General features: G+C 66.7%; 24 protein-coding genes. 5 read left to right on the top strand and 19 right to left on the bottom strand.

Annotated elements, in window-relative coordinates; genetic code table 11:
• From O0J73_RS13140 to O0J73_RS13125, 4 genes are all read right to left on the bottom strand, one after another.
• The coding region (locus O0J73_RS13140) for a hypothetical protein (RefSeq protein ID WP_308308874.1) at window positions 1-347 on the bottom strand (347 nt) is incomplete at its 3' end.
• A 383-nt stretch (window positions 348-730) separates the two neighbouring features.
• Complete coding sequence (locus O0J73_RS13135) at window positions 731-1,276, bottom strand: hypothetical protein (protein WP_049446852.1); 546 nt, start codon at window positions 1,274-1,276, stop codon at window positions 731-733.
• Between the two features lie 168 nt (window positions 1,277-1,444).
• Window positions 1,445-2,215: a nucleotide-binding protein gene (locus tag O0J73_RS13130; RefSeq protein ID WP_008266608.1), complete on the bottom strand. Its 771-nt coding sequence runs from the start codon at window positions 2,213-2,215 to the stop codon at window positions 1,445-1,447.
• Complete coding sequence (locus O0J73_RS13125) at window positions 2,202-4,145, bottom strand: integrase (protein ID WP_040008484.1); 1,944 nt, start codon at window positions 4,143-4,145, stop codon at window positions 2,202-2,204. Before O0J73_RS13125 ends, O0J73_RS13130 begins: the two co-directional genes overlap by 14 nt.
• Before the next feature lie 203 nt (window positions 4,146-4,348).
• Between O0J73_RS13125 and mutS the strand changes: the two genes are divergently transcribed.
• The 3 genes from mutS to O0J73_RS13110 all read left to right on the top strand — a co-directional run bounded on the left by mutS (window position 4,349) and on the right by O0J73_RS13110 (window position 9,451).
• Window positions 4,349-6,904 carry a DNA mismatch repair protein MutS gene (gene mutS, locus O0J73_RS13120; protein ID WP_308308873.1) on the top strand — a complete coding sequence of 852 codons (2,556 nt, stop codon included), beginning with the start codon at window positions 4,349-4,351 and terminating at the stop codon, window positions 6,902-6,904.
• A 324-nt stretch (window positions 6,905-7,228) separates the two neighbouring features.
• Window positions 7,229-8,740: a catalase gene (locus O0J73_RS13115; protein ID WP_197563311.1), complete on the top strand. Its 1,512-nt coding sequence runs from the start codon at window positions 7,229-7,231 to the stop codon at window positions 8,738-8,740.
• A gap of 108 nt (window positions 8,741-8,848) precedes the next feature.
• Window positions 8,849-9,451 (top strand): DUF937 domain-containing protein, encoded by a 603-nt coding sequence (locus tag O0J73_RS13110; protein ID WP_006425388.1) that lies wholly within the window; start codon window positions 8,849-8,851, stop codon window positions 9,449-9,451.
• A gap of 72 nt (window positions 9,452-9,523) precedes the next feature.
• Here the strand turns inward: O0J73_RS13110 and O0J73_RS13105 are convergent, their stop codons facing one another.
• The 3 genes from O0J73_RS13105 to O0J73_RS13095 all read right to left on the bottom strand — a co-directional run bounded on the left by O0J73_RS13105 (window position 9,524) and on the right by O0J73_RS13095 (window position 11,531).
• Window positions 9,524-10,717 (bottom strand): cellulase family glycosylhydrolase, encoded by a 1,194-nt coding sequence (locus tag O0J73_RS13105; RefSeq protein ID WP_308308872.1) that lies wholly within the window; start codon window positions 10,715-10,717, stop codon window positions 9,524-9,526.
• Window positions 10,718-10,874: 157 nt separating this feature from the next.
• A complete protein-coding gene (locus O0J73_RS13100) occupies window positions 10,875-11,282 on the bottom strand; it encodes an RNA-binding S4 domain-containing protein (RefSeq protein WP_006425385.1) in 408 nt (135 codons plus the stop codon).
• Window positions 11,283-11,291: 9 nt separating this feature from the next.
• Window positions 11,292-11,531 carry a hypothetical protein gene (locus O0J73_RS13095; RefSeq protein WP_308308871.1) on the bottom strand — a complete coding sequence of 80 codons (240 nt, stop codon included), beginning with the start codon at window positions 11,529-11,531 and terminating at the stop codon, window positions 11,292-11,294.
• 62 nt (window positions 11,532-11,593) lie between these two features.
• On the opposite strand from O0J73_RS13095, the gene O0J73_RS13090 reads away from it, so the two are divergent.
• Window positions 11,594-13,066, top strand: a complete 1,473-nt coding sequence (locus O0J73_RS13090) for an MATE family efflux transporter (RefSeq protein ID WP_308308870.1) — start codon at window positions 11,594-11,596, stop codon at window positions 13,064-13,066.
• A 44-nt stretch (window positions 13,067-13,110) separates the two neighbouring features.
• On the opposite strand, the gene O0J73_RS13085 is transcribed toward O0J73_RS13090, so the two are convergent.
• The 11 genes from O0J73_RS13085 to ffh all read right to left on the bottom strand — a co-directional run bounded on the left by O0J73_RS13085 (window position 13,111) and on the right by ffh (window position 20,653).
• A complete protein-coding gene (locus O0J73_RS13085; RefSeq protein ID WP_308308869.1) occupies window positions 13,111-13,521 on the bottom strand; it encodes a DUF1801 domain-containing protein in 411 nt (136 codons plus the stop codon).
• Between the two features lie 38 nt (window positions 13,522-13,559).
• Window positions 13,560-13,994, bottom strand: coding sequence for a DUF1801 domain-containing protein (locus tag O0J73_RS13080; protein WP_197564959.1), 435 nt, complete (start codon window positions 13,992-13,994; stop codon window positions 13,560-13,562).
• An 80-nt stretch (window positions 13,995-14,074) separates the two neighbouring features.
• Window positions 14,075-14,455 carry a DUF6404 family protein gene (locus O0J73_RS13075; protein WP_308308868.1) on the bottom strand — a complete coding sequence of 127 codons (381 nt, stop codon included), beginning with the start codon at window positions 14,453-14,455 and terminating at the stop codon, window positions 14,075-14,077.
• Window positions 14,456-14,537: 82 nt separating this feature from the next.
• Window positions 14,538-14,939 (bottom strand): 50S ribosomal protein L19, encoded by a 402-nt coding sequence (gene rplS, locus O0J73_RS13070; protein ID WP_005408597.1) that lies wholly within the window; start codon window positions 14,937-14,939, stop codon window positions 14,538-14,540.
• A 154-nt stretch (window positions 14,940-15,093) separates the two neighbouring features.
• Entirely contained in the window at window positions 15,094-15,852 is a 759-nt protein-coding gene (trmD, locus tag O0J73_RS13065) for a tRNA (guanosine(37)-N1)-methyltransferase TrmD (protein ID WP_308308867.1), read from the bottom strand.
• 8 nt (window positions 15,853-15,860) lie between these two features.
• Window positions 15,861-16,373 carry a ribosome maturation factor RimM gene (rimM, locus tag O0J73_RS13060; RefSeq protein ID WP_010483256.1) on the bottom strand — a complete coding sequence of 171 codons (513 nt, stop codon included), beginning with the start codon at window positions 16,371-16,373 and terminating at the stop codon, window positions 15,861-15,863.
• A 44-nt stretch (window positions 16,374-16,417) separates the two neighbouring features.
• A complete protein-coding gene (gene rpsP / locus O0J73_RS13055) occupies window positions 16,418-16,678 on the bottom strand; it encodes a 30S ribosomal protein S16 (protein ID WP_005415733.1) in 261 nt (86 codons plus the stop codon).
• Window positions 16,679-16,808: 130 nt separating this feature from the next.
• A complete protein-coding gene (locus O0J73_RS13050; RefSeq protein ID WP_197564962.1) occupies window positions 16,809-17,591 on the bottom strand; it encodes an aminotransferase class IV family protein in 783 nt (260 codons plus the stop codon).
• The gene (locus O0J73_RS13045; protein WP_197564964.1) at window positions 17,588-18,706 is read right to left on the bottom strand and encodes a nitronate monooxygenase; all 1,119 of its coding nucleotides are present in this window, start codon (window positions 18,704-18,706) and stop codon (window positions 17,588-17,590) included. Before O0J73_RS13045 ends, O0J73_RS13050 begins: the two co-directional genes overlap by 4 nt.
• 39 nt (window positions 18,707-18,745) lie before the next feature.
• Entirely contained in the window at window positions 18,746-19,180 is a 435-nt protein-coding gene (locus tag O0J73_RS13040) for a hypothetical protein (protein WP_006425235.1), read from the bottom strand.
• Window positions 19,181-19,276: 96 nt separating this feature from the next.
• Window positions 19,277-20,653 carry a signal recognition particle protein gene (gene ffh, locus O0J73_RS13035; protein WP_005408591.1) on the bottom strand — a complete coding sequence of 459 codons (1,377 nt, stop codon included), beginning with the start codon at window positions 20,651-20,653 and terminating at the stop codon, window positions 19,277-19,279.
• A gap of 122 nt (window positions 20,654-20,775) precedes the next feature.
• Between ffh and ccsA the strand changes: the two genes are divergently transcribed.
• Window positions 20,776-21,570 carry a cytochrome c biogenesis protein CcsA gene (gene ccsA, locus O0J73_RS13030; RefSeq protein ID WP_308308866.1) on the top strand — a complete coding sequence of 265 codons (795 nt, stop codon included), beginning with the start codon at window positions 20,776-20,778 and terminating at the stop codon, window positions 21,568-21,570.
• Window positions 21,571-21,670: 100 nt separating this feature from the next.
• On the opposite strand, the gene O0J73_RS13025 is transcribed toward ccsA, so the two are convergent.
• Window positions 21,671-22,135, bottom strand: coding sequence for a hypothetical protein (locus tag O0J73_RS13025; protein WP_308308865.1), 465 nt, complete (start codon window positions 22,133-22,135; stop codon window positions 21,671-21,673).
• Window positions 22,136-22,173: the final 38 nt, after the last annotated feature.

The following is a 22,173-nucleotide window of genomic DNA, read 5'->3' as shown; positions in this document are numbered from 1 at the left end:
TGCTGTTGCCCATAAACACCTCGGTCATTGCCATCAATTATGGCAACCGGATGTCTACGAAAGGCTGGCCGGTCCAGTTCTTCGGGAAGAGACTCGCCAAAGAAGTGCCCCTCCGTTTTCGGAAGCTGTCCGGAAAGCACGGCCTGCCGGAGGTCCTCCAGGTCCTGCCTAGACAGAAACAGGGGCTTCTTGTTGAACTTCATCGGGTCTTTGCAGCCGCTCCGGCTGGCATACAGCGCCTGCATGTAGCCATGCAGATCCGGGTGCTTGCGCCATTCCATGATCGGCACGGCGGTGTTGTCCACCACGTCTTTACGGGTTTTTCCTGCAAACATATCGAGTCCCACGGGAGCATCTCCTTGGTTTTTGGGTAAAGCTTCGCCGTCGCGGCAGATCTGCCGCGCGGAAGAAGTGATCGAAGTAGTGAGCCGCTTGGCCTGACCTACGCCCTTACTCGGAAGCGGTCACGCCCGGACTACAGGTTTCCTTAGGCACCGACCCAAAGTGCGTGCTGAGAGCAGTGCCACTGGGCGGGCCTGGTAGGCGGGGGAAGTGTTCAAGGGCGTCTCCGTTTCTTGTGCGCCCATCCTACCCACTCGCTGGCGACCTCCCATGAAGGGCTAAATCACTGAAAGTGATCGTTTTTCAAGGGCTTGCAAGCAATCATTTTCACGACAAAGTGCGCGAGGACCCGGCATTCGGGCATCCCATTTCGCGGTAAGCCTTTGCCTCAGCCGAGGCTTGCCTCACGCGCCCTGTTCAGCGCTTGGCGGACATCGCTCAGGATCGAGTCGACAGCGTCCATCAGCACGTCGTGCAGACGCCGCTCGACCCAGGGCATCTGGAGCGCCTCCAGGGTCGTGTGAGGCTTTGCGAGGTGGGCAGGGTAGGCCGCGGCAGAGCCAAGCACCCGCCCTCGATCATCCACCGCCCAAGGCAGCACGCGTTCAAGCGCCTTAATGCCAAGCCGCTTGAGTGCCTTTGTCAGGGATTCAATCTCGGCATCGGCCTCAGCGCGCCTGATCTTGGCTACAGCCAATGCTGCCGACAGCGCACTTGCCTCATCCTCTTCGATACGTTGGCGGCCGGCCGATATCCATCGCCCGTTCACCTCCGCCTCGCTGCAATCCAGGACGGATCTCCAGTTGTAACGGGTGCCACCTTTGTTGCTCTTCGCCCTCGTGAAATCAGGAAAGAGCCCCTTCCCCGCCCGGCGTCGACTGTTCAATGAGTCTAGGCTGATGCCCATCGTGTAAGCGGCGACGGCGCCGCTCACATCAGGCTCCAAGCCTTTTCTTGCTCGCGATAGCTCGTCCTGATGTTGCTCGCTCAATGTAACGAGCGGTGACGTCGGATCTTTTCGAGGCCGGCCACGACGCTTGCCCCCCATAATCCCTGGGTCTCGACCTTTAGCTGTTGGCTGGCGTTCTCTCACTGGGCGGCCTCAGAAGCGGAATCGACCGCCACCGACATCTTTTGCGGGTCGGGCAGGCTCAGGCAGAGAGTCGTCCAATGCGTCTTGGCGGGCAGAAGAACGCGCCACCCGCAAGACCTTTTCCACCTCGTCCAACGCAGCGCTCATGGCGGCGTCGTAGGGTTCTCTTGCGTCGACGCTGACCCAAGCCTCCAGCAGAGCCTCGGACAGCGATGCATCCCACACGTTGCCTTCGTCCAGGGCCCGGTCCAGCAGATCTTCCGAGACCGAGAGAACGTGACCGGCGATACAGCCGTCGCTCATTACCCACCCATGGCTGATCGACACGCAGTCTCGCAACGACAGGAAGGACACGCCCTTGCCGACCGCCTTCTTGAGCTTCTCCAACTCCGTCCGGCCCGTCTTTACCGCGAGCTCCCGCTCGAGCTCGCGGATCTGCTGGCGCAGAGCGTCTTCCTCTGCCACCAGCCGGCGCTCCTTGGCTGAGCGACCCAATCGAGCGCGCTGCCACTCGACGAGATCCTCGTACAGATAGCGGACGTGCTGATTGGCCCCGCCGTGAAGGCTGCCCGCGCCTTTTTGAAAGGGCGGCCCCAGCGGGGGCGACCGGCGGCGCCACTCGCCCAGCGTGTCGAAATGCACCCCGAGAAACTGGGCTGCGGCCTTGGTTGAAACGGTGGGCGTCAGGCCGGCTGCAGCGCGCGACAGCTCTTGGTCCAGCGCGCGTTGAAGCTTGGCGCGGTAGTCCTCGTCACTGCGAACCGTTTCAATCGTCTGCATGGCTCAGCGCCAACTTCCTGTTCCTTGGAGCGAACAGTTTAACCGGCTCCTCGCCGGCCTCGTCGAGGCGGGGCTTGTCCAGCCCCTTGAGCCGGTTCCAGACCCGGGGACTGCGGGCCACCATCATCTCCTCAACCTCACCAAATGCCTCGCGAAGGCGTGCCCACTCCTGCTGCGTGTAGCGTTCGGAGACCGGAGACATGCCATCGCCACCGGCCGTGCGGACGTGGTGGTGGAGCATCTGCGAGACAATGCGGCTCTCGCCAAACTTCAGGGCCGCATAACGCCCAAGGGTCCGCCGCAAATCATGCGTGGTCAGGCCCTGGTCGACGTCATCCCGAATGTCCCCCGTATCTCCCTGCTGCCCAACCAAGCCCGCGTCGCGACGCACATTGGCGAGGATCGATTTGCTATCGAGGTAATGGCCCGACTTGCTGCGGCTAGAGCGGGCGGGGAACACGAAGCGTGTCCGGTCCACCTTGCGCAACGCTTCCTGGACGCCTGCCTCCAGTGCAGCAAGGACCGTTCGTGCCGCCCCCTTGGCCTTGGCTGACTTCAGCAACGACTCTGCTGCAGCCAGTTCGCGCAGGGCACCGTCGTCGTCCAGCCGGGTTTCAAAGCGCAGTCGCAGCACCCTCTCCGCGAAGTAGCTGATCGGCAGGAAGCGCTCTTCGCCCGATTTGGTGTCGAACATGAAGACCTGCGGGCCCTCCCGCTTCGTATAGCGGTTGATCTCCCCGGGCTGGCCCAGCCAGACCCATGACACTTCTTCTTGGATCAACTCGCTGTGGGAACAGCGATCCATCCAGCGCAGTTGCGCGGCTTCGCTTCGACGCGTGCCCCAAAGCAAGGTCAGCAGCAGATAATCGGACGCGCCGGCGTTGTGGCCACCCTGCTCATCCCGGCGCCCCACAATCGACTGCAACACCTTTGGGAGCGTGTTGTCGGTCAGCGGATTGCGGACCGCCGCCTTCTCATAATGCTTGCGGAGGTTCCGGGCGCCTCTCAGCAAGTGCCTATCAAAGATGGCCTGCAGGGGGTTGTGCCTCAGCCTAGACTCTCGCCCTTCCCGTCCCGCCAGGACGCTCTCACGTTTCAGCACCATGGCCACCGCGCGATGGGCATCCGTGAAGCTGTGTTCGGTGGCGGCCAGGCCACTGGCCCGGACGCGCTGGACATACTTTCCCGTGATCCCCAGGCTTTCCAGTGTCCGCGTATCCAGCTCCGCCCAGTCCTCGTAGCCCGCCAAAGCTTCTCGCATCGGGGTCGGAATGCGGTTGGATCGGACCATCGCGCTCTTGCGCAACGCGTCGAACGCGGCTTCCACGTCGTCGTCGGTCACATCGGCCACGGCCCGCTGAGCGAACCCCACTTCCGGACGTGACAATCGAGCAAGGCTGTCCTCCAACGCCGTCAGGCTGGACTGCTTCACCAGTCGCTTGGTCACCCGGTCCTTCATGTCGGCGATGTAGACGTCGAAACAGTCGGCCACGGTGAGCCGAGCCAGTCGACCGTCCTCTTGCTGCTGCTGGCTAGCCCGCGCTGCCCGAGTCTTCGGGTTCTCGCCTGACGCCTTGAGCTCCTGAATCAGCTCCCGGGCCACGGAGTAGGCCTCTTCCAGCCCCATGTCCGTGACGTTGCCCAACGCAAAGCGGCGGACCCCCTGCGTTCCGCGCCGAACCACTTCATAGGTCGTCCGGGTCTTGCCCACGTAGAAGCCAAACCCTACCGGCGCCCCTTGGTTTCCATCCAGCACGCGATAGGCCTTATCGCCCTGCTCCGCCGGCCGCTCCACCAGCTTGGCGCGCTTGCCCAAGCCTCCCGACGCAGGGATGCGCCGAACTGAAAGCTCCATCACCTGTTGGTGGGTCAGACTAAACTTGGTGGCCTGGCGCCGGGTGGCGCGGTCCGTCGCAACATTTTTTGGCATGATCGTCCGTGTCCCGATTGGCGTCGCAACACGATCTTTGCCCAAGCAACCGGCCGTCGCAACACCATCGCAACAAAAAACCCCGTTACTTGCCGTTTCTGACGGCAACCCGCCTTCACTCACCGAGACGGACTCCATTGCAAGCCACTGATTCAAAAACAAAACGGAACGAATCCAAGGGGAGTCAAGAGCACACCCCCCTGATGAAGCAGTTCTTCGCAGCCAAGTCCGATTATCCGGACCTGCTGCTGTTCTTCCGCATGGGCGACTTCTACGAGCTGTTCTACGACGATGCGCGCAAGGCCGCGCGCCTGCTCGACATCACCCTGACCCAGCGCGGCAGCTCCGGCGGCGCGCCGATCCCGATGGCCGGCGTGCCGGTGCATGCCTACGAGGGCTACCTGGCCCGCCTGGTCGCGCTGGGCGAATCGGTGGCCATCTGTGAACAGATCGGCGATCCGGCCCTGGCCAAGGGCCTGGTCGAGCGCAAGGTCGTGCGCATCGTCACCCCCGGCACGGTCACCGACGAGGCGCTGCTGGACGAACGCCGCGACACCCTGCTGATGGCCCTGTCGCGCACGAAACAGGGCTACGGCCTGGCCTGGGCCGACCTGGCCGGTGGCCGTTTCCTGGTCAACGAAGTCGAGACCGATGACGCACTGGAAGCCGAACTGGCGCGGCTGGAGCCGGCCGAGCTGCTGGTGCCCGACGAAGAGAACTGGCCGGAGTTCCTGCGCCAGCGCACCGGCGTGCGCCGCCGCGCGCCGTGGCTGTTCGACGCCGACAGTGGCCGCCGCCAGCTGCTGGCCTTCTTCAAGCTGCATGACCTGAGCGGCTTCGGCATCGACGACAAGCCGCGCGCCACCGCCGCCGCTGGCGCCCTGCTCGGCTATGTCGAGGAAACCCAGAAGCAGCGCCTGCCGCACCTGACCTCGATCGCGATGGAGACCGCCGGCGAGGCGATCGCGATGAATGCCGCCACCCGCCGCCATCTGGAACTGGATACGCGCGTCGATGGCGACACCCGCAACACCCTGCTGGGCGTGCTCGACAGCACCGTGACGCCGATGGGTGGCCGTTTGCTGCGGCGCTGGCTGCACCGCCCGCTGCGCCTGCGCGAGGTGCTGATACAGCGCCACCATGCGGTGGAAACGCTGATCGATCGCGGCAGCGACGCCGACATCCGCGAGCAGTTCCGCCGCCTGGGCGATCTGGAACGCATCCTCACCCGCGTCGCACTGCGCTCGGCGCGCCCGCGCGATTTCTCCACCCTGCGTGACGGTCTGGGCCTGCTGCCGGCGGTGCGCGAGGTGCTGGCGCCGCTGGATTCTCCACGCCTGCAGGCGCTGCACGCCGCGCTGGGCGAACATGACGAATGCGCGCAGCTGCTGGCCAGCGCCATCGCCGAGATGCCGCCGCTGAAGCTGAGCGATGGCGGCGTGCTGGCCGACGGCTTCGACGAGGAGCTGGACGAGCTGCGCCGCCTGTCCACCCATGCCGACCAGTTCCTGGTCGACCTGGAGCAGCGCGAGCGCGAGAGCAGCGGCATCGCCACCCTGAAGGTGGGCTACAACCGCGTGCACGGCTACTACATCGAAATCAGCAAGGGCCAGTCCGACCGCGCGCCGGTGCACTACACCCGCCGGCAGACGCTGACCAACGCCGAGCGCTACATCACCGAGGAACTGAAGGCGTTCGAGGACAAGGTGCTGTCCGCGCGCGACCGTTCGCTGTCGCGCGAGAAGTACCTGTACGAGCAGCTGCTGGACACCCTCGGCGGGCAGCTGGAACCGCTGAAGCAATGCGCGGCAGCGCTGAGCGAGCTCGACGTGCTGGCCGGCTTCGCCGAACGCGCGCAGGCACTGGACTGGGCACGCCCGGAACTGCAGGCCGAGCCGTGCCTGAAGATCGAGCGCGGCCGCCACCCGGTGGTCGAAGCGGTGCGCGAACAACCGTTCGAGCCGAACGACCTGGACCTGCACCCGGACCGCCGCATGCTGGTGATCACCGGCCCGAACATGGGCGGTAAATCGACCTACATGCGGCAGAACGCGCTGATCGTGCTGCTGGCCCACATCGGCAGCTTCGTGCCGGCCAGCCGTGCGCTGATCGGCCCGATCGACCGCATCCTGACCCGCATCGGCGCCGGTGACGACCTCGCCCGTGGGCAGTCCACCTTCATGGTCGAAATGGCCGAGACCAGCTACATCCTGCACCACGCCACCGCGCACTCGCTGGTGCTGATGGACGAGATCGGCCGTGGCACGTCCACCTACGATGGCCTGGCCCTGGCCGACGCGGTGGCCCGCCACCTGGCCTACCAGAACCGCTGCTACACGCTGTTCGCCACCCACTACTTCGAGTTGACCGCGCTGGCCGACGAACAGCACGAAGGCGGCCGCAGCGGCATCGCCAACGTGCACCTGGATGCGGTCGAGCATGGCGAAGCGCTGGTGTTCATGCATGCGGTGAAGGACGGCCCGGCCAACCGCAGCTTCGGCCTGCAGGTGGCAGCACTGGCCGGCCTGCCGCGCGCCACCGTGGCGCAGGCGCGCCGTCGCCTGGCCGAGCTGGAGCAGCGTGGCGATGAAAGCCATGCCGCCGAGCTGGCACCGCAGGCGCTGGATGCACCGCAGCAGTTCGGCCTGTTCGCAGCGCCATCCAGCAAAGCGCAGGAAGCACTGGCGGCGATCGATCCCGACGAGCTGACCCCGAAGCAGGCGCTGGAAGCGCTGTACCGGCTGAAGGCGCTGCTGTAACCGCAGCGCACGCACATGGCCTCCCGCCTGGCCGCGGGAGGCCAATTGAAAGACCCCACAAATCCGATTCTGCCTTTCAATTGACAGAATCTATCAACCTGAACGAATCATTCGATTATTCATTTCATCTGGCCCTAGCTACAGTCGAGTGAAGATGTTTCCCACGTCTTCACCGCCACCAGGAGCCAGCCGATGAGCCAGTCCGACAACAACAACGCCAAGTGCCCTTACCACAGCGCCCCGACGCCTGAGGAAGGCGCCCAGCAGCAGCGCGAGCTGAGCACCACGCCGAAGCAGAAGCACGGTGACGACCCGGTTACCCCGATGACCACGGCCTTCGGCGCGCCGGTGGTGGACAACCAGAACAGCAAGACCGCCGGCCCGCGCGGCCCGCTGCTGATGGAAGACGTGTGGCTGCTGGAGAAGCTGGCCAATCTCAACCGCGAGATCATTCCCGAGCGCCGCATGCACGCCAAGGGCTCGGGCGCATTCGGCACCTTCACCGTCACCCACGACATCAGCAAGTACACCCGCGCCAAGCTGTTCGAGAAGGTTGGCAAGCAGACCGAAATGTTCGCCCGCTTCACCACGGTGGCCGGCGAGCGTGGCGCCGCCGACGCCGAGCGCGACATCCGCGGCTTCGCGCTGAAGTTCTACACCGAAGAAGGCAACTGGGATCTGGTCGGCAACAACACGCCGGTGTTCTTCCTGCGCGACCCGCGCAAGTTCGCCGACCTCAACAAGGCCGTGAAGCGCGATCCGCACACCAACCTGCGCAGCGCGCGCAACAACTGGGATTTCTGGACGCTGCTGCCCGAAGCCCTGCTGCAGGTGACCGTGGTGATGAGCGACCGTGGCATCCCGCGCAGCTTCCGCCACATGCACGGCTTCGGCTCGCATACCTACAGCTTCACCAACGCCGACAGCGAGCGCTTCTGGGTGAAGTTCCACTTCGTCAGCCAGCAGGGCATTGAATCGCTGACCGACGCGCAGGCGCAGATCCTGGTCGGCCATGACCGCGAAAGCCACGGCCGCGACCTGTTTGCCGCGATCGAGAAGGGCGACTTCCCGAAGTGGAAGCTGTTCATCCAGGTCATGCCGGAACTGGATGCCGAGACCTACCGCGTGCATCCGTTCGACCTGACCAAGGTGTGGCCGAAGAGCGACTACCCGCTGATCGAGGTCGGCCAGTTCGAACTGAACCGCAACCCGGTCAACTGGTACCAGGACGTGGAGCAGTCGGCGTTCGCACCGAGCAACCTGGTGCCAGGCATCGGCCCGTCGCCGGACAAGATGCTGCAGGCGCGCCTGTTCGCCTATTCCGATGCGCAGCGTTACCGCCTGGGCGTCAATCACCACCAGATTCCGGTGAACGCTGCGCGCTGCCCGGTGCACAGCAACCACCGCGATGGTGCGATGCGCGTGGACGGCAACTACGGCGGCCTGCCGCACTACGAGCCGAACAGCTACGGCCAGTGGCAGGAGCAGCCGCAGTACCGCGAGCCGCCGATGAAGATCCGCGGCGATGCCGACTTCTGGAATTTCCGCGAGGACGACGCCGACTACTTCAGCCAGCCCGGTGCGCTGTTCCGCAGCTACAACCAGGCGCAGAAGGACCGTCTGTTCGCCAACACCGCCCGCGCCCTGGGTGATGCGCCGGACTTCATCAAGCAGCGCCACATCGACAACTGCAGCAAGGCCGACCCGGCCTACGGTGCCGGCGTCGCTGCAGCTCTGAAGGCGTTGGCCAGCCAGCCGTCGGATCCGTTCAAGCCGGCGCAGCCGGAAACCGACTTCCCCGCCGCCACCCCGGGCGCGGAAGACATCGAGCTCTGATCGCCCTCCCCCGCGTACGGCACGCCGCCTCCCCGTGAGGCGGCGTCGCCGTTTTAACGGTCCGCGTCGTACCTTCTGCACGCCCCATCCCAATCGAGGATTCCCCTGATGAGCCTGACCGATGAACTTCTCGCCAAATTGCAGGGCGCTCCGCTGCAGCAGGTGTCGCAGCAGCTCGGCATCAGCGATACCCAGGCCTCCGGCGCGATCAGCGCCGCGCTGCCGGTGCTGATGGGCGCGCTGGGCAACAACGCCGCGCAGCCGCAGGGGGCGCAGGCGCTGCTCGGCGCACTGCAGAACAACCACAGCGGCCTGGACCTGGGCAGCGTGCTCGGTTCGGTGCTGGGCGGCGGTGGTGGTGGTGCCGCCAGCGATGGCGCCGGCATCCTCGGCCACATCTTCGGCGGCAGCCAGCAGAAGGTGGAAACCGGCCTGGCCCAGGCCACCCAGCTCGACAGCGGCCGCACCAGCCAGCTGCTGCAGATCCTCGCGCCGATCGTGATGGCCTTCCTCGCCCAGCGCCTCGGGGGTGGCCAGGCCGATGCCGGCTCGCTCAGCCAGGCGCTCGGCCAGGAAAAGCAGCAGGTGCAGCAGCAGGGCGGCATTGCCGGTGGCCTGCTCGGCAGCGTGCTGGACCAGGACGGCGACGGCCAGTTCGGCATGGGCGACCTGCTGAAGCTGGGCGGCAACCTGCTCGGCGGCAAGCGCTGACCGACGCTGTCGCTGGGGATGACCCGGCATGATCTGCATCGCTACGGATCACGCCGGGCCCTGCCCGGCGTCCTACCGGTTCCCGGCCTTCAGCCGCTGCAGGATCGGCGCGAACAACGGCGCCTGCATCGAGCGCGGCGGCACCGCTGACTTTCCCTGTTCCTGTGCCTGCCAGTACGACCACGGCAGCGCCTTGTCGCCCAGTTCGTAGTCCATGCCATCCCAGCCATCCTCGCGGAAGGCGTAGAACGCCCAGTGCACCTTGTCCTGTTCCAGTACCTGCAGCACGTCCTGCAGGTAGCGGCTGCAGTCGGGCCAGCGGCGCATGCAGCCGAATTCACCGACCACCATGCGGTTGGCCCCCACCCCGTGCGTCTTCGCCCAATCCATCGGCTGCTGCAGGTAGCTGCGTACGCGGTACTTGTCCCAGCGTTCGCTGCCCGCGCCGAATGGCACCTCTGCCGGGTAGCGGTACGGCGTGGGACGCTTCTGGTTGGGCGCGCTGGTAGCGGCGTACGGCTCGTGCATGTGCACGCTGTACAGCAGCTTCGCGTCGTCCAGCGGTGCCGGCCAGTAATCAAACGCGTCCGCCGCCGCGTACCAACCGGCATCGAGCATCAGCGGCATGTCCGCATCCACCGCACGCACGCTGGCAATCAGTCCTCGGTAGAGCACGCGCAGATCGCGCGGGCCGTCCTGCACCCCGGCATACCACTTCCGCATCGCCTCACGCGGGGCGTGTTCGGCCAGCGCGGTGCCATATTCCGGTGCCGGTTCGTTGATCAGGTTGTAGGCGGCCAGTGCGGGATGCCCTTTCAGTGCAGTGGCCAGATCACGCCAGAAGCGCTGCGCAGGCAGATGGTTGTCCATCGACTGCCACAGGCGCTGGTCGACCTTGTCACCGTTCTTCTGCTTCCAGCGCAACAGGGGCAGCGACAACGGCACCAGCACCACCTTCAGGCCCGACGCATTGGCGTCATCCAGCGCACGCCGCAGGGTGGCCACGTCGGCCTGCACCAGCCCCTGGTAATGGTCGGCATCGCCGATCAGGAAGTCACGGCCGCCGGCGCTTTTCCACTTGTCCGGGCTCAGCCGTACCCAGGTCGCGCCAGTGGCACGCAGCGCCTGGAAGTAGGCACGGTCCGGCGGATTCTCGTTGAAGCTGTTGCCGCCGCGCTGCGGCGTATCCCAGAAGGTGATGTCGGCGGCGAACGCCGGGGCGGCGGTGGCGAGGGCCAGGCACAGCAGGCTGCGGCGCAGGAACATGAGGGTCTTCCATGAGAAGGACGATCCAACGTGCAGGGCACACACCGAACGCAGCCTGAGTACGCGCGGCACAGCGCGTGCCGCCCGGCCATGAACCGGTAGATGCCCACCTTGGTCGGCAACCGGGCACAACGCCCACCCAGGTGGGCGACTACCCTCAAAGCGCGTCCAGATCGCCCAGCGCACGTATCAACCGCCGCGCGCGCTTGTCCGGCTTGTGCTCCGGCGGCTGGAAGCCATCGCGGGCAGCGATGCGCAATGCACGCTGCTCGGCACGACGCGCCTTCGAGGCTTCGCTCTCGGCGTACAGCTGCTGCGCCGCCGGGGCCGGTCCGCGCTGGTCGCTCAGGCCCAGTACCTGGATCTCGAAATGCTCTTCACCGCGATCGATCTGCAGCTGCTCACCCACACGCACCGCGCGCGAGGATTTCGGGCGCTGGCCAGCCACGCTGACCTTGCCGGTCTCGATGGCCTGCTTGGCCAGACTGCGGGTCTTGAAGAATCGGGCCGCCCACAACCAGATGTCCAGGCGGACACTGGGCGACAGCGGGGAAAGCTCATGCATCGGTGCCTACTACTCCGGTGGCTTGTTCAGGGGACGCGGGTTGTCCGGATCGGCCCGGCAGCCGGTGCCGCCGATCAGCGGTCGAACGCCGGACGCGAGATCCTGGCGCTGACTGCCGACCAGGCATTCGGGCCGGTCGGTCGGCCGGATCTGGGTATCGCCCACCCGGTCGTCCATCGAACATGCGGCCAGTACGACGCCGATCAAGGCCAGCGCCATGCTCCGTCCCACCCGTAGTCGTTGATGCATTGCCACATCCCGCAAACCGGCTTGGTGCTAGTGTGCGCCTCCCGGGAATCGATCACCACTCCATGGCCAAAGCGCCGCTTGACCTGACCTCCGGCCCGATCGGCCGCAATCTCCTGCTGTTTTCCCTGCCGATCCTGGCCGGCAACATCGCGCAGTCGCTGAATGGTTCGGTGAATGCGGTGTGGGTGGGGCGTTTCCTCGGCGAGGCGGCGCTGACCGCCACCGCGAACGCCAACAACATCATGTTCTTCCTGATCGGCTCGGTGTTCGGTTTCGGCATGGCCTCGACCATCCTGATCGGCCAGGCCATCGGCGCACGCGACATCGCCCAGGCGCGACGCGTGGTCGGTACCAGCGCCACCTTCTTCATCGGCCTGTCGGTGATCATCGCCATCGCCGGCTGGTTCATGGCGCATTCGCTGCTGGCGGCGATGGGCACGCCGGCCGCCTCGCTGCCGCTGGCCGAGGCCTACCTGCAGATCATCTTCCTGGCGATGCCGACGCTGTACGCGTTCGCCTTCCTCACCGCCGCGCTGCGCGGTGCCGGCGATTCGCGTACGCCGTTCCGCTTCCTGATGGTGTCGGTGGCGCTGGACATCGTGCTGAACCCGGTGCTGATCTTCGGCATGGGGCCATTCCCCGCGCTGGGCATCGCCGGCTCGGCCTGGGCTACGCTGGTCGCGCAGACCCTGTCGCTGGCCGGCCTGCTGCTGTACATGCGCCACAAGCGCCACACGCTGTGGCTGGGGCGTGCCGACATGCGCCTGTTCAAGCTCGACCTGACCATCCTCAAGGCGCTGGTGCTCAAGGGCGTGCCGATGGGCCTGCAGATGGTGCTGATCTCGCTGTCGGTGATCCTGCTGATGACCATGGTCAACCAGTACGGCACCGCGACCGGCGCGGGCTATGGCGCCTCGCTGCAGCTGTGGAACTACCTGCAGATGCCGGCGATGGCGATCGGTGCGGCGTGTTCGTCGATGGCCGCGCAGAACGTGGGCGCACAGCGCTGGGACCGCGTGCGCGGTACCGCACGCCAGGGCGTGCTGTTCAACTTCCTGCTGACCGGCGCGCTGATCCTGCCGCTGGTGGTGTTCGATCGCCAGCTGCTGGCGCTGTTCCTGCCGCCGGCCAGCGAGGCATTGGGCATCGCCCGCCATCTCAACCATGTGGTGATCGGCTCGTTCCTGTTCTTCGGCGTCAGCTTCGTGATCTCCGGCGTGGTGCGCTCGACCGGCGCGGTGATTCCACCGCTGCTGATCCTGGCCGGCTCGCTGTGGGGCGTGCGCGTGCCGTTCGCCGAACTGCTGCAGCCGTACTGGGGCGCCGATGCGATCTGGTGGAGTTTCCCGGTCAGCTCGTTCGTGTCGATGCTGCTGTCGCTGGCGTATTACCGCTGGGGCGGCTGGCGCAAGGCGAAGATGATCGGCAAACCTTCGCACGCCGAGCAACTGGCCACGCCCTCGGAAATTCCGGCCTGCCCGCCGTCACCAGTGGCCGACCCGGATGCGGCGCTGGAGTCAGCCCCGCCACGGTAGAGCCGGCCGCTGGCCGGCGTGCAACAGCCGGCCAGCGGCCGGCTCTACCGCTTCTTCTTTTTCGCCGCGTTGAACATCGCTGCCTCGCGCAGCAACGCCTTGAACGCGGCGGCATTGGGTATCACGCCTTCATGGATGTCGATCGCGCGCCGCGTGTTGCCGTCCAGGCTGGCATTGAACAGACCCTTCGGGTCCGCCAGTGCCGCACCGTTGGCGAAGGTCAGTTTCACCGCTTTCCTGTAGGTCTCGCCGGTACACAGGATGCCGTTGTATTCCCACACCGGCGTGCCGCGCCACTTCCAGGTCTCCTGCACCTCCGGCAGCGCTTCATGGATCAGCGCGCGCACGCGTGCCAGCGTTTCGCCACGCCAGTCGCCCAGTTCGGCGATGCGTGCATCGATCAGTTCGGCCGCCGGGGTTCCGGCATCGGCAGGGTTGGGTGCATGCGTGGCCATCAGGTGCTCTCGTCGGGAAGAAGATCGAAACGTCGGGCTTACATGCGCTCGCCGGGCAATGCGGCCGCCTGCCGCACCCAGTCGAGGAAGCGTGCTTCATCCAGCACGCCGTCCTGCGGGAGGTGCAGGTAGCGCGTATCGGCGCTTCTGGATGGCTCGGGCGGCACCGGCTTCAATGCAGCGCCGCGGAAGAACGCGACCTTGATGTAGCGCGTGAAGCAATGGAAGCTGAGGAACCAGCCTGCGCCCGGGGCCACCGCATACATCGGCGAGTTCCATTTCACCGCTTTGTGCACGCCGGGCACGGCCTGCTCGATCAGCGCATCCAGGCGCTCGCCGATCGGTCGTTTCCAGTCCGGCATCGCCGCGATGTAGGCCTGCACCGTGGCATCGCCCTCGCCCCTGGCGATCTGCGGGTTGCCGCCGGACAGCAGCCTGGGAACGGCGGAAGGTGCGGTTCGCTTGGCAGGCATCGCACGGCACGTCCATCTGAGTGGAAAGCGCAGCCTAGCGCGGCGCCTGCCCGCCGGTCACGGCGCGCTGCGCCATCGGTTCAGTCCGTCTGGCCGGCCAGGAATTGGCGCCAGCCCGGCAGCTTGCGGTGACGCCGCAGCGAATGCATCAGCGCCGCCATCACCACGCCGAACAAGGCACCGGCCAGCAACCCGGCCGCCAGCAGCAACGCCAGCGGGCGCTCGCTGCCCTGCCACAGCATCATCCACATCAGGCCGGTCCAGAACAGCCCGAACAACAGGCCCTGCACCAATGCATTGGTGCCGAAGCCAGCCAGGATCGGCGGCGGCAGTGCGACGCCCACGCGCCACAGCAGCCGATGCAACAGCGGGGCCGATTGCGCACGCGCCAGCCCCTTGCCGTCGAGAAAGCGCAGCGCCGACTGGATTGCGGCGGGATAGCGCGGATTGATGTCGCTCATCACCTGATCGTGACCGATGCACTGCCGGAAACGCAAACGGCCACCCGAAGGTGGCCGTCGCGGCAACAACCGAAGTTGTTTATCAGGCCTTTTCGGCCAGACGGGCAGCCTTGGCGGCAGCAGCGGCAGCCAGGTCTTCCTTGATGCGGGCAGCCTTGCCTTCCAGGCCACGCAGGTAGTACAGCTTGCCGGCGCGGACCTTACCACGACGCTTCACTTCGACCGAGTCGATGATGGCGCTGTGGGTCTGGAAGACGCGCTCGACGCCGTAGCCGTGCGAGATCTTGCGGACGGTGAACGAGGAGTTCAGGCCGGCATTCTTGGTGGCGATCACAACGCCTTCGTAGGCCTGCACGCGCTCGCGGCTGCCTTCCTTCACCTTCACGTTGACGACAACGGTGTCGCCCTGGCTGAACTTCGGCAGTTCGCGGGTGATCTGGGCGGATTCGAATTCCGCGACGATGGACTTGTTCAGCTTGCTCATGGGTTACACCGATTCTTGTTCGGGTGGGTGTGTCGTTTCGACAACGTAGGCTGATGCAGTCACTGGACTGTGCTGCACGTTTGTTGTGGGTACTGCGCGCGCCGGCCGGGGCTGGCGGGAATTGGCCATTATAGCCGATAAAGCCAGCCCTGCGCTAGGGGCCGGCCTTCTGTTTCAGGGCCTGCCGGGCCTGGTCCAGCAGTTTGCGGTCGGCCTTGCCCAGTGCCTGTTCATCCAGCAGATCCGGGCGCCGTTGGGCGGTACGGACCAGCGACTGCTGGCGACGCCATGCAGCGATGGCCGCGTGGTTGCCCGAGCGCAGCACCTCCGGCACGTCACCCAGCGGATGCTGGGCCGGCTGACTGTAGTGCGGGCAGTCGAGCAGGCCGAGGTCGCCCTCGAAGCTGTCCTGCGCCGCAGATTCGGCGTCGTTCAGGGCGCCGTCCTGCAGGCGGGCCACGGCGTCGATGATCACCGCCGCGCCCAGCTCGCCCCCGGACAGCACGTAATCGCCGAGGGAAATCTCCTCGTCGACATTGGCTTCCAGGAAACGCTCGTCGATGCCTTCGTAGCGGCCGCAGAGCAGGACCATGCGCGGCAATGCCGCCAGTTCCCGCACCTTGGCCTGGGTCAGCGGTGCGCCCTGCGGGCTGAGGTAGATCACCCGCGCCGGGGTCGGGTCGGCGTCGCGGATCGCCTGCAGGCAGGCCTGCAGCGGCTCGATCAGCATCACCATGCCCGGGCCACCGCCGAACGGACGGTCGTCCACCCGGCGGTAGTTGCCTTCGGCGTAATCACGGGGATTCCAGCCATGCAGGCTGAACAGGCCCTTCTCCTGCGCACGCCCGACCACGCCCAACCCAGCGGACTGGGCGAGGAACTCGGGGAACAGGGTGATGACGTCGAAACGCATGCTCACACTCAGAACTCGGGATCCCAGTCGACCACGACCAGGTTGGCCTCGAAGTCGACCGATTTGACGAAGTCCGGCTGCACGAACGGAATCATCCGCTCGCGGTCACCACGGACCACCACCACGTCGTTGGCGCCGGTGCTGAACAGGTGCGAGACCTGGCCCAGGGCGACGCCCTCGGTGGTCTTCACGTCCAGGCCTTCCAGGTCCACCCAGTAGTACTCATCGGGCTTCGGCGGCGGCAGCGCACTGCGCGCCACGTAGATCTCGGTGCCGTGCATCGCTTCGACGGTATCGCGGTCCTCGACGCCGGGGAAACGTGCGACCAGGTGCTTGCCGCTGTCGCGGCCACGCACACCTTCAATCGTGGTTTCCACGCCGGACGGGCTGCGCACGATCCACGGCTGGTAACGGAAAATGGCGGAACGTGGCTCGGTCCAGGACTCGAGCTTGATCTCGCCGCGCACACCAAAAGCGCCGACAACCCTGCCCAGCAGGATGCGGCGCTCGATATCTTTCATCTGCTTCAACCAAGAGGGCCACGCCGAAGCGTGGCCCGTCAGGATCAGGCCGCAGCGGCCTGGGACTTGGTCGCTTCCTTGATCAGGTTGCGGACCTTGTCGGTCGGCTGGGCGCCGTTCTTGACCCAATGGTCAACGCGGGCCAGGTCCAGCTCGATGCGCTTCTCGGCGCCCTGGGCGACCGGGTTGTAGAAGCCAACGCGCTCGATGTTGCGGCCGTCGCGCGCGCTGCGCACGTCGGTGACGATGATGTGGTAGAACGGACGCTTCTTGGCGCCGCCGCGGGTCAGTCGAATCTTGACCATGGTGTTTTTCCTATTGCCCAGTCGCCAGGATGGCGAGGTAAGCGGGCGATTATAGCGGCAGAGCCGGGCCGAGCCAACCCCGGGGGTGCCCGACCTTCACGGTAGCACCGGGCCCTGCCCGGCGGGGCTTTCAGCCCAGATCGTCCCAAGGCACCCCTGCCAGCACCGCCCTACCCTGTTCAGCCAGCGCCTGCGAACCCGGCAGGACATGCCCGTCGATGGCCTCCAGCGCCCACAGGCCGCTGGCATTGCAGGCGAAGGCCGCCTTCACGCCAGCCAGGGCCGCCCGCGGGAGAGGCCGGGTGACCTGCGGGCCGGGCCAGTGCTGCATCAGCAGGCGCTCGGCGGTACCCCGCAGGGCCGGGGCGCGCGGCCAGAGCAACTGGTGACCGTCGTGGACGGCCAGGTTCCAGGTTGTGCCTTCGCTGATGCAGTCGTCGCTGCCGACCAGCAAGGCATCGTCGAAGCCCTCGGCCATCGCCGCACGCCGCTCGGCGAACAGGCCAAAAGTGCCTACGTGCTTGATCTGCGGCAGCTCGCGCTGCCACGCCACGCTGCGCACCCGCTTGGGTGCGCTCAGCGCCACCGGCGTGGAGACGGCCACCAGCACGTCCACCGGCACCGCCGCCAGCGGGCTGCGGAAATCGAAGTGGCGCGAGTACACCGTCACCCGCAGCGAGGCATCGGCCCGCGCCGCCTGCTGCAGGGCCTGCGCCATCCACGCCCGTACCTGCGCCGTATCCAGTTCGGTGCCAAACAGTTCGCGCGTGGCCTGCGACAGCCGCGCCAGATGCAGATCGAGCCCCTGCACCGCACCGCCGCGCACCTGCAGCGAGGTGAAGTGACCATAGTTGACCAGTGCCGGCAGCAGATATTCGACCTGCGCCGGCTGGCCGTTGCAGGTCACCGTCATCGCAGCAGCGCCTGCGCCTGTTGCCAGATGCCACGCAGCACCTCGGCGGCCGGCTGTGCCGGGGCCATCCATGCCGACTGCCCGGCCCAGGCCTGCATCGCCGCCAGCCGGTTTTCCTGCACGGCCTGCCTGCGCATCGGTGCGGTCAGCCCGCGCTGCACCGGGTACGGGCGCGGCGCAGGTGCGCCGTCCGCGGCGGCGGCGCGCACATAAGGGGTGGCCAGGCCACGGCCGAGGCGGCCACTGAAGGCACGGGTCGGCCAGGTATCCTCCGGCTCGCTGGCGGCCAGCCCATCGGCCCACGCCGAGGCAATCGCCGCTTCGGGCGTGCGCAGGAAGGCGGTACCGATCTGCACGGCACTGGCGCCGAGGGTGAGCGCGGCGGCAATGCCACGGCCATCGGCGATGCCACCGGCAGCGATGACCGGAATCCGCAGGTGATCGGCCAGGCGCGGCAGCAGCGCGAACAGCCCGACCAGCTGGCGCTCGGCCATCGCCGGATCAAAGGAGCCACGGTGGCCACCCGCTTCCACGCCCTGCGCCACCACCGCATCGGCGCCGGCGTCCTGTGCGGCGCGTGCTTCGGACAAGGTGGTCGCACAGGCGATCCAGGCGATGCCGGCATCCTTCAGCTGCTGCACGTGGCGTGGCTGCAGCACGCCCATGATGGTCGAGGCCACTGCCGGGCGCGCCGCCAGCAGCGCGGCGAACTGTTCTTCGAAGTCGGCAGGCGTGGCATCGGCGGCGCTGGCCGGCACGTCCGGGCCCCACTGCGCAAGGAAGGCGCGGCTGGCAGCCTCGGCGGCAACATCCCGGGTCGGCGCCGGGTCCGGCACCCACAGGTTCACCTGCGCCGGACCGGTGGAAGCGGCGCGGAAGTCGTCCATCCATCGGCCGATATCGGCCGATGACGACAGCACCGCGCCCATCGCGCCCATGCTGCCGGCGTTGGCCAGCGCAGCCGACAACGGCACCGGGCAGGCGCCGGCCATCGGTGCCAGCAGGATCGGAAGCTGCAATGAAAAACGCCGACAGAAGGCGTCGGCGCGTTCAAGAATCGGCGATGCGTTCACGCGACATACCTGCGGGAGAAGTCGCCGCCCAGCATACGCCAGTCGCTGCGGCCAGAACCCGAGGGGCTGGCCGCGCGAGGATCAGCGCGCCACCACTGCGTAGGTGCGCACCAGCTGGCTGTCCATTTCCTCGTTGAACTGGAAGGTGACATAGCGTGCGTCGTCGGCGGCGAATTCCGCCTCGGCCGATGCACGGCCGATTTCGGTGCCCTCGGCATCCAGCGCACGCGCAACCAGCTTGCCCTTGAAGGCCTTGTCGGCCACCACATACACGGCCGCTTCCTTGGAACCCATGCCGCGGCTCTTGCCCAGGGTCACGGTCAGGCCCCGCGCCGCCAGGCCCGGATCGGCCTGCAGCGTCACGTTCATGCGCTTGTCCACGCCTTCGCCCAAGCCAGCGACGAAATCGGCTGCGGTACCGCTGATGGCACTGCCGGCCTTCTGCGATACCGAGGTGTCGTCCTTGCAGGCGGCCAGCGCCAGCACCAGCGCCGCTGCCACGATCATCTTCTTCATGTGCATTCCCTTGTCAGATCAACTCGTAGTCAAGCAACAGGGGGCTGGCCACGCAAGTGCCGGTCCCGGCCCCCTGCGCCCTCCCCCTTTCAGGCATCAACGGAACGGCATGCCGCGGCCGCCCATGGCGCCCATCATGCCCTTCATGCTGCGCAGCATGCCCTTCATGCCGCCGCCCGCCATCTTGCTCATCATCTTTTCCATCTGCATGTACTGCTTCATCAGCTTGTTGACGTCGGCCGGGGTCACGCCCGAGCCCTTGGCGATGCGCGCGCGGCGCGAGCCGTTGAGCAGGTTCGGGTTGCGCCGTTCCTTCTTGGTCATCGAGCTGATGATGGCGATCATGCGCGGCACTTCCTTGCCCTGGCTGACCTGCTGCTTCAGATGGTCGGGGATGTTGCCCAGGCCCGGCAGCTTGTCCATCAGGCCGCCGATGCCGCCCATGTTCTGCATCTGCTCCAGCTGGTCGCGCATGTCGTTCAGGTCGAACTTCTTGCCCTTGGCGACCTTCTCGGCCAGCTTGGCGGCCTTGTCCTTGTCGACCTGCTGCTCGACCTGCTCGACCAGCGACAGCACGTCGCCCATGTCCAGGATGCGGCTGGCGATGCGGTCCGGGTGGAACACGTCCAGGCCTTCCGGCTTTTCGCTGACGCCGACGAACTTGATCGGCTTGCCGGTGATGTAGCGCACGCTCAGCGCGGCACCGCCACGGGCGTCACCGTCGGTCTTGGTCAGCACCACGCCGGTCAGCGGCAGTGCATCACCGAAGGCCTTGGCGGTGTTGGCCGCGTCCTGGCCGGTCATGGCATCGACCACGAACAGGGTTTCGGCCGGGTTCACGGCAGCGTGCAGGGCCTTGATCTCGGCCATCATCGCTTCGTCGATGGCCAGGCGGCCGGCGGTATCGACCAGCAGCACGTCGACGAACGACTTGCGCGCATCATCGATGGCGGCGCGGACGATGGCTTCCGGCTTCTGGTCGGCGCTGGACGGGAAGAACAGCACGCCCACCTGCTCGGCGAGGGTCTTCAGCTGCTCGATCGCGGCCGGGCGGTAGACGTCGGCCGACACCACCATCACCTTCTTCTTGCGCTTTTCCTTCAGGTGCTTGGCCAGCTTGCCCACGGTGGTGGTCTTGCCGGCGCCCTGCAGGCCGGCCATCAGAATGATGGCCGGGGCCGGAACATTGAGGTTCAGGTCGCTGGCTTCAGCGCCCATCACCGCGGTCAGCTCATCGCGCACGACCTTGATCAGGGCCTGGCCCGGGGTCAGCGACTTCAGCACTTCCTGGCCGACCGCGCGCACCTTGATGCGCTCGATCAGGGCCTGCACCACCGGCAGCGCGACGTCGGCTTCGAGCAGCGCGATGCGGACCTCGCGGGTCGCCTCGCGGATGTTCTCCTCGGTCAGGCGGCCGCGGCCACGCAGGCGCTCGATGGTGCCGGAAAGGCGCTGGGTCAGGGACTCGAACATGCGGTACGACCTGTCTGAAAACGGGGGACAATAAGGCAGACAGTATAACGGGTCCGCCCCACCTGCCGGGCTGCGACGCCGCGGCCGTCGCCACCACCGCGGGGGTATGCGAAACTGCAACGATGACAATCGTTCTCATCGCCGTCCTGCTCTACCTGGCTGCCAGTGCCCTGCTGGTGCGCGCGCTCGGCCGCGATGAAACCAACGGTTCCCCCACCTGGCTGTGGCCGGCCCTGCCGGCGATGCTGCTGCATGCCGGCTACCACGTGATGGTGGCGATGCGCACCAATGGCGGGCCGGACATGCACTTCTTCGCCGCGCTGTCGCTGGTGGGGCTGGGCATGGCCTGGCTGACCTCGCTGGTCGGCGCACGCGGGCGGATGTCGGCGCTGGGCGTGGTGGTGTTCCCGCTGGCCGCCGTGCTGCTGCTGGCCTACCACGGCTACGGCCACGAACCGAGCAAGGTGCTGGGCTGGCGCCTGGCCAGCCACGCCTGGCTGGCGCTGCTGGCCTACGCCACGCTGAGCATCGCCGCACTGCTGGCGATCATGCTGTGGCTGCAGGAGCGTGCGCTGCGCCGCCGCGAATTCCGCCCGTGGCTGCGCGCACTGCCACCGCTGGCCGACCTGGAATCGCTGCTGTTCCGGGTCATCACCGTCGGTTTCGCGCTGCTGACCCTCACTCTGGTCACCGGCGTGCTGTTCGTCGACGACCTGCTGGCACAGAAGCTGGTGCACAAGACCGTGCTCAGCGTGCTGTCGTGGATCGTGTTCGGCGTGCTGCTGATCGGCCGCCGCCGCTATGGCTGGCGCGGCATGAAGGCGGTGCACTGGACGCTGGCGGCGATGCTGTTGCTGCTGCTGGCGTTCTTCGGCAGCCAGTTCGTGATCGAACTGGTGTTCGGGCATTCGCGATAGCGGCGTGCCGACCCAGGTCGGCACCCACCCCAACATCACATGGTAGTGCTGGCCGCTGGCCGGCAACTGGACAGCACCGTGCGTGGATGCCGTAGGCGGTTCAGGGCACCGGCTGGGCCAGGATCTTCCGCACCGACTGGCCGCGACTGGTAACGATGTCATCGACCTGCCAGCAGCCGTTGCCCTGCCGGGCCATCGGTACGCGGGTCAGGCGCGCCTGCTTCCACACGGTGTAGCGCATCTCGACCACGCCAGCGCTGGCCGAATCCTGCCGCCATTGGTAGTCCACCGCGCTGTCGATGTCACCGTCCTGGCCATCCAGCCAAGGGTCCGAATCGATCGTGCAGATGCCCTGCTCACGCACCTGGCAGGCACGTTCGCCGCGCAGCGCCTTGCCGAATGCCGGGCTGACCAGCGCAGGCGGCGGCTCCAGCAGATCCCCCTTGCCCGTCGTCGCCTCGTAGAACGCGCGCGCCACGGCCACCGGCGCCTGGCAGGCCGGTGCGGCCTGCACGGCGGGGGCCAGCAGCAGCCCGGCGAACACCCACATCCCTGTCTTTCGCATAGGTCTCTCCTTGGGGTAGTGGGGGGGGGGGGGGGGGG

It is taken from the genome of Stenotrophomonas sp. Sm6012, assembly GCF_030985895.1.
In the GTDB taxonomy this organism is placed as follows: domain Bacteria; phylum Pseudomonadota; class Gammaproteobacteria; order Xanthomonadales; family Xanthomonadaceae; genus Stenotrophomonas; species Stenotrophomonas forensis.
The sequence above is the reverse complement of the archived record's forward strand: the minus strand, read 5'-3'. Positions and strand labels throughout refer to the sequence as shown.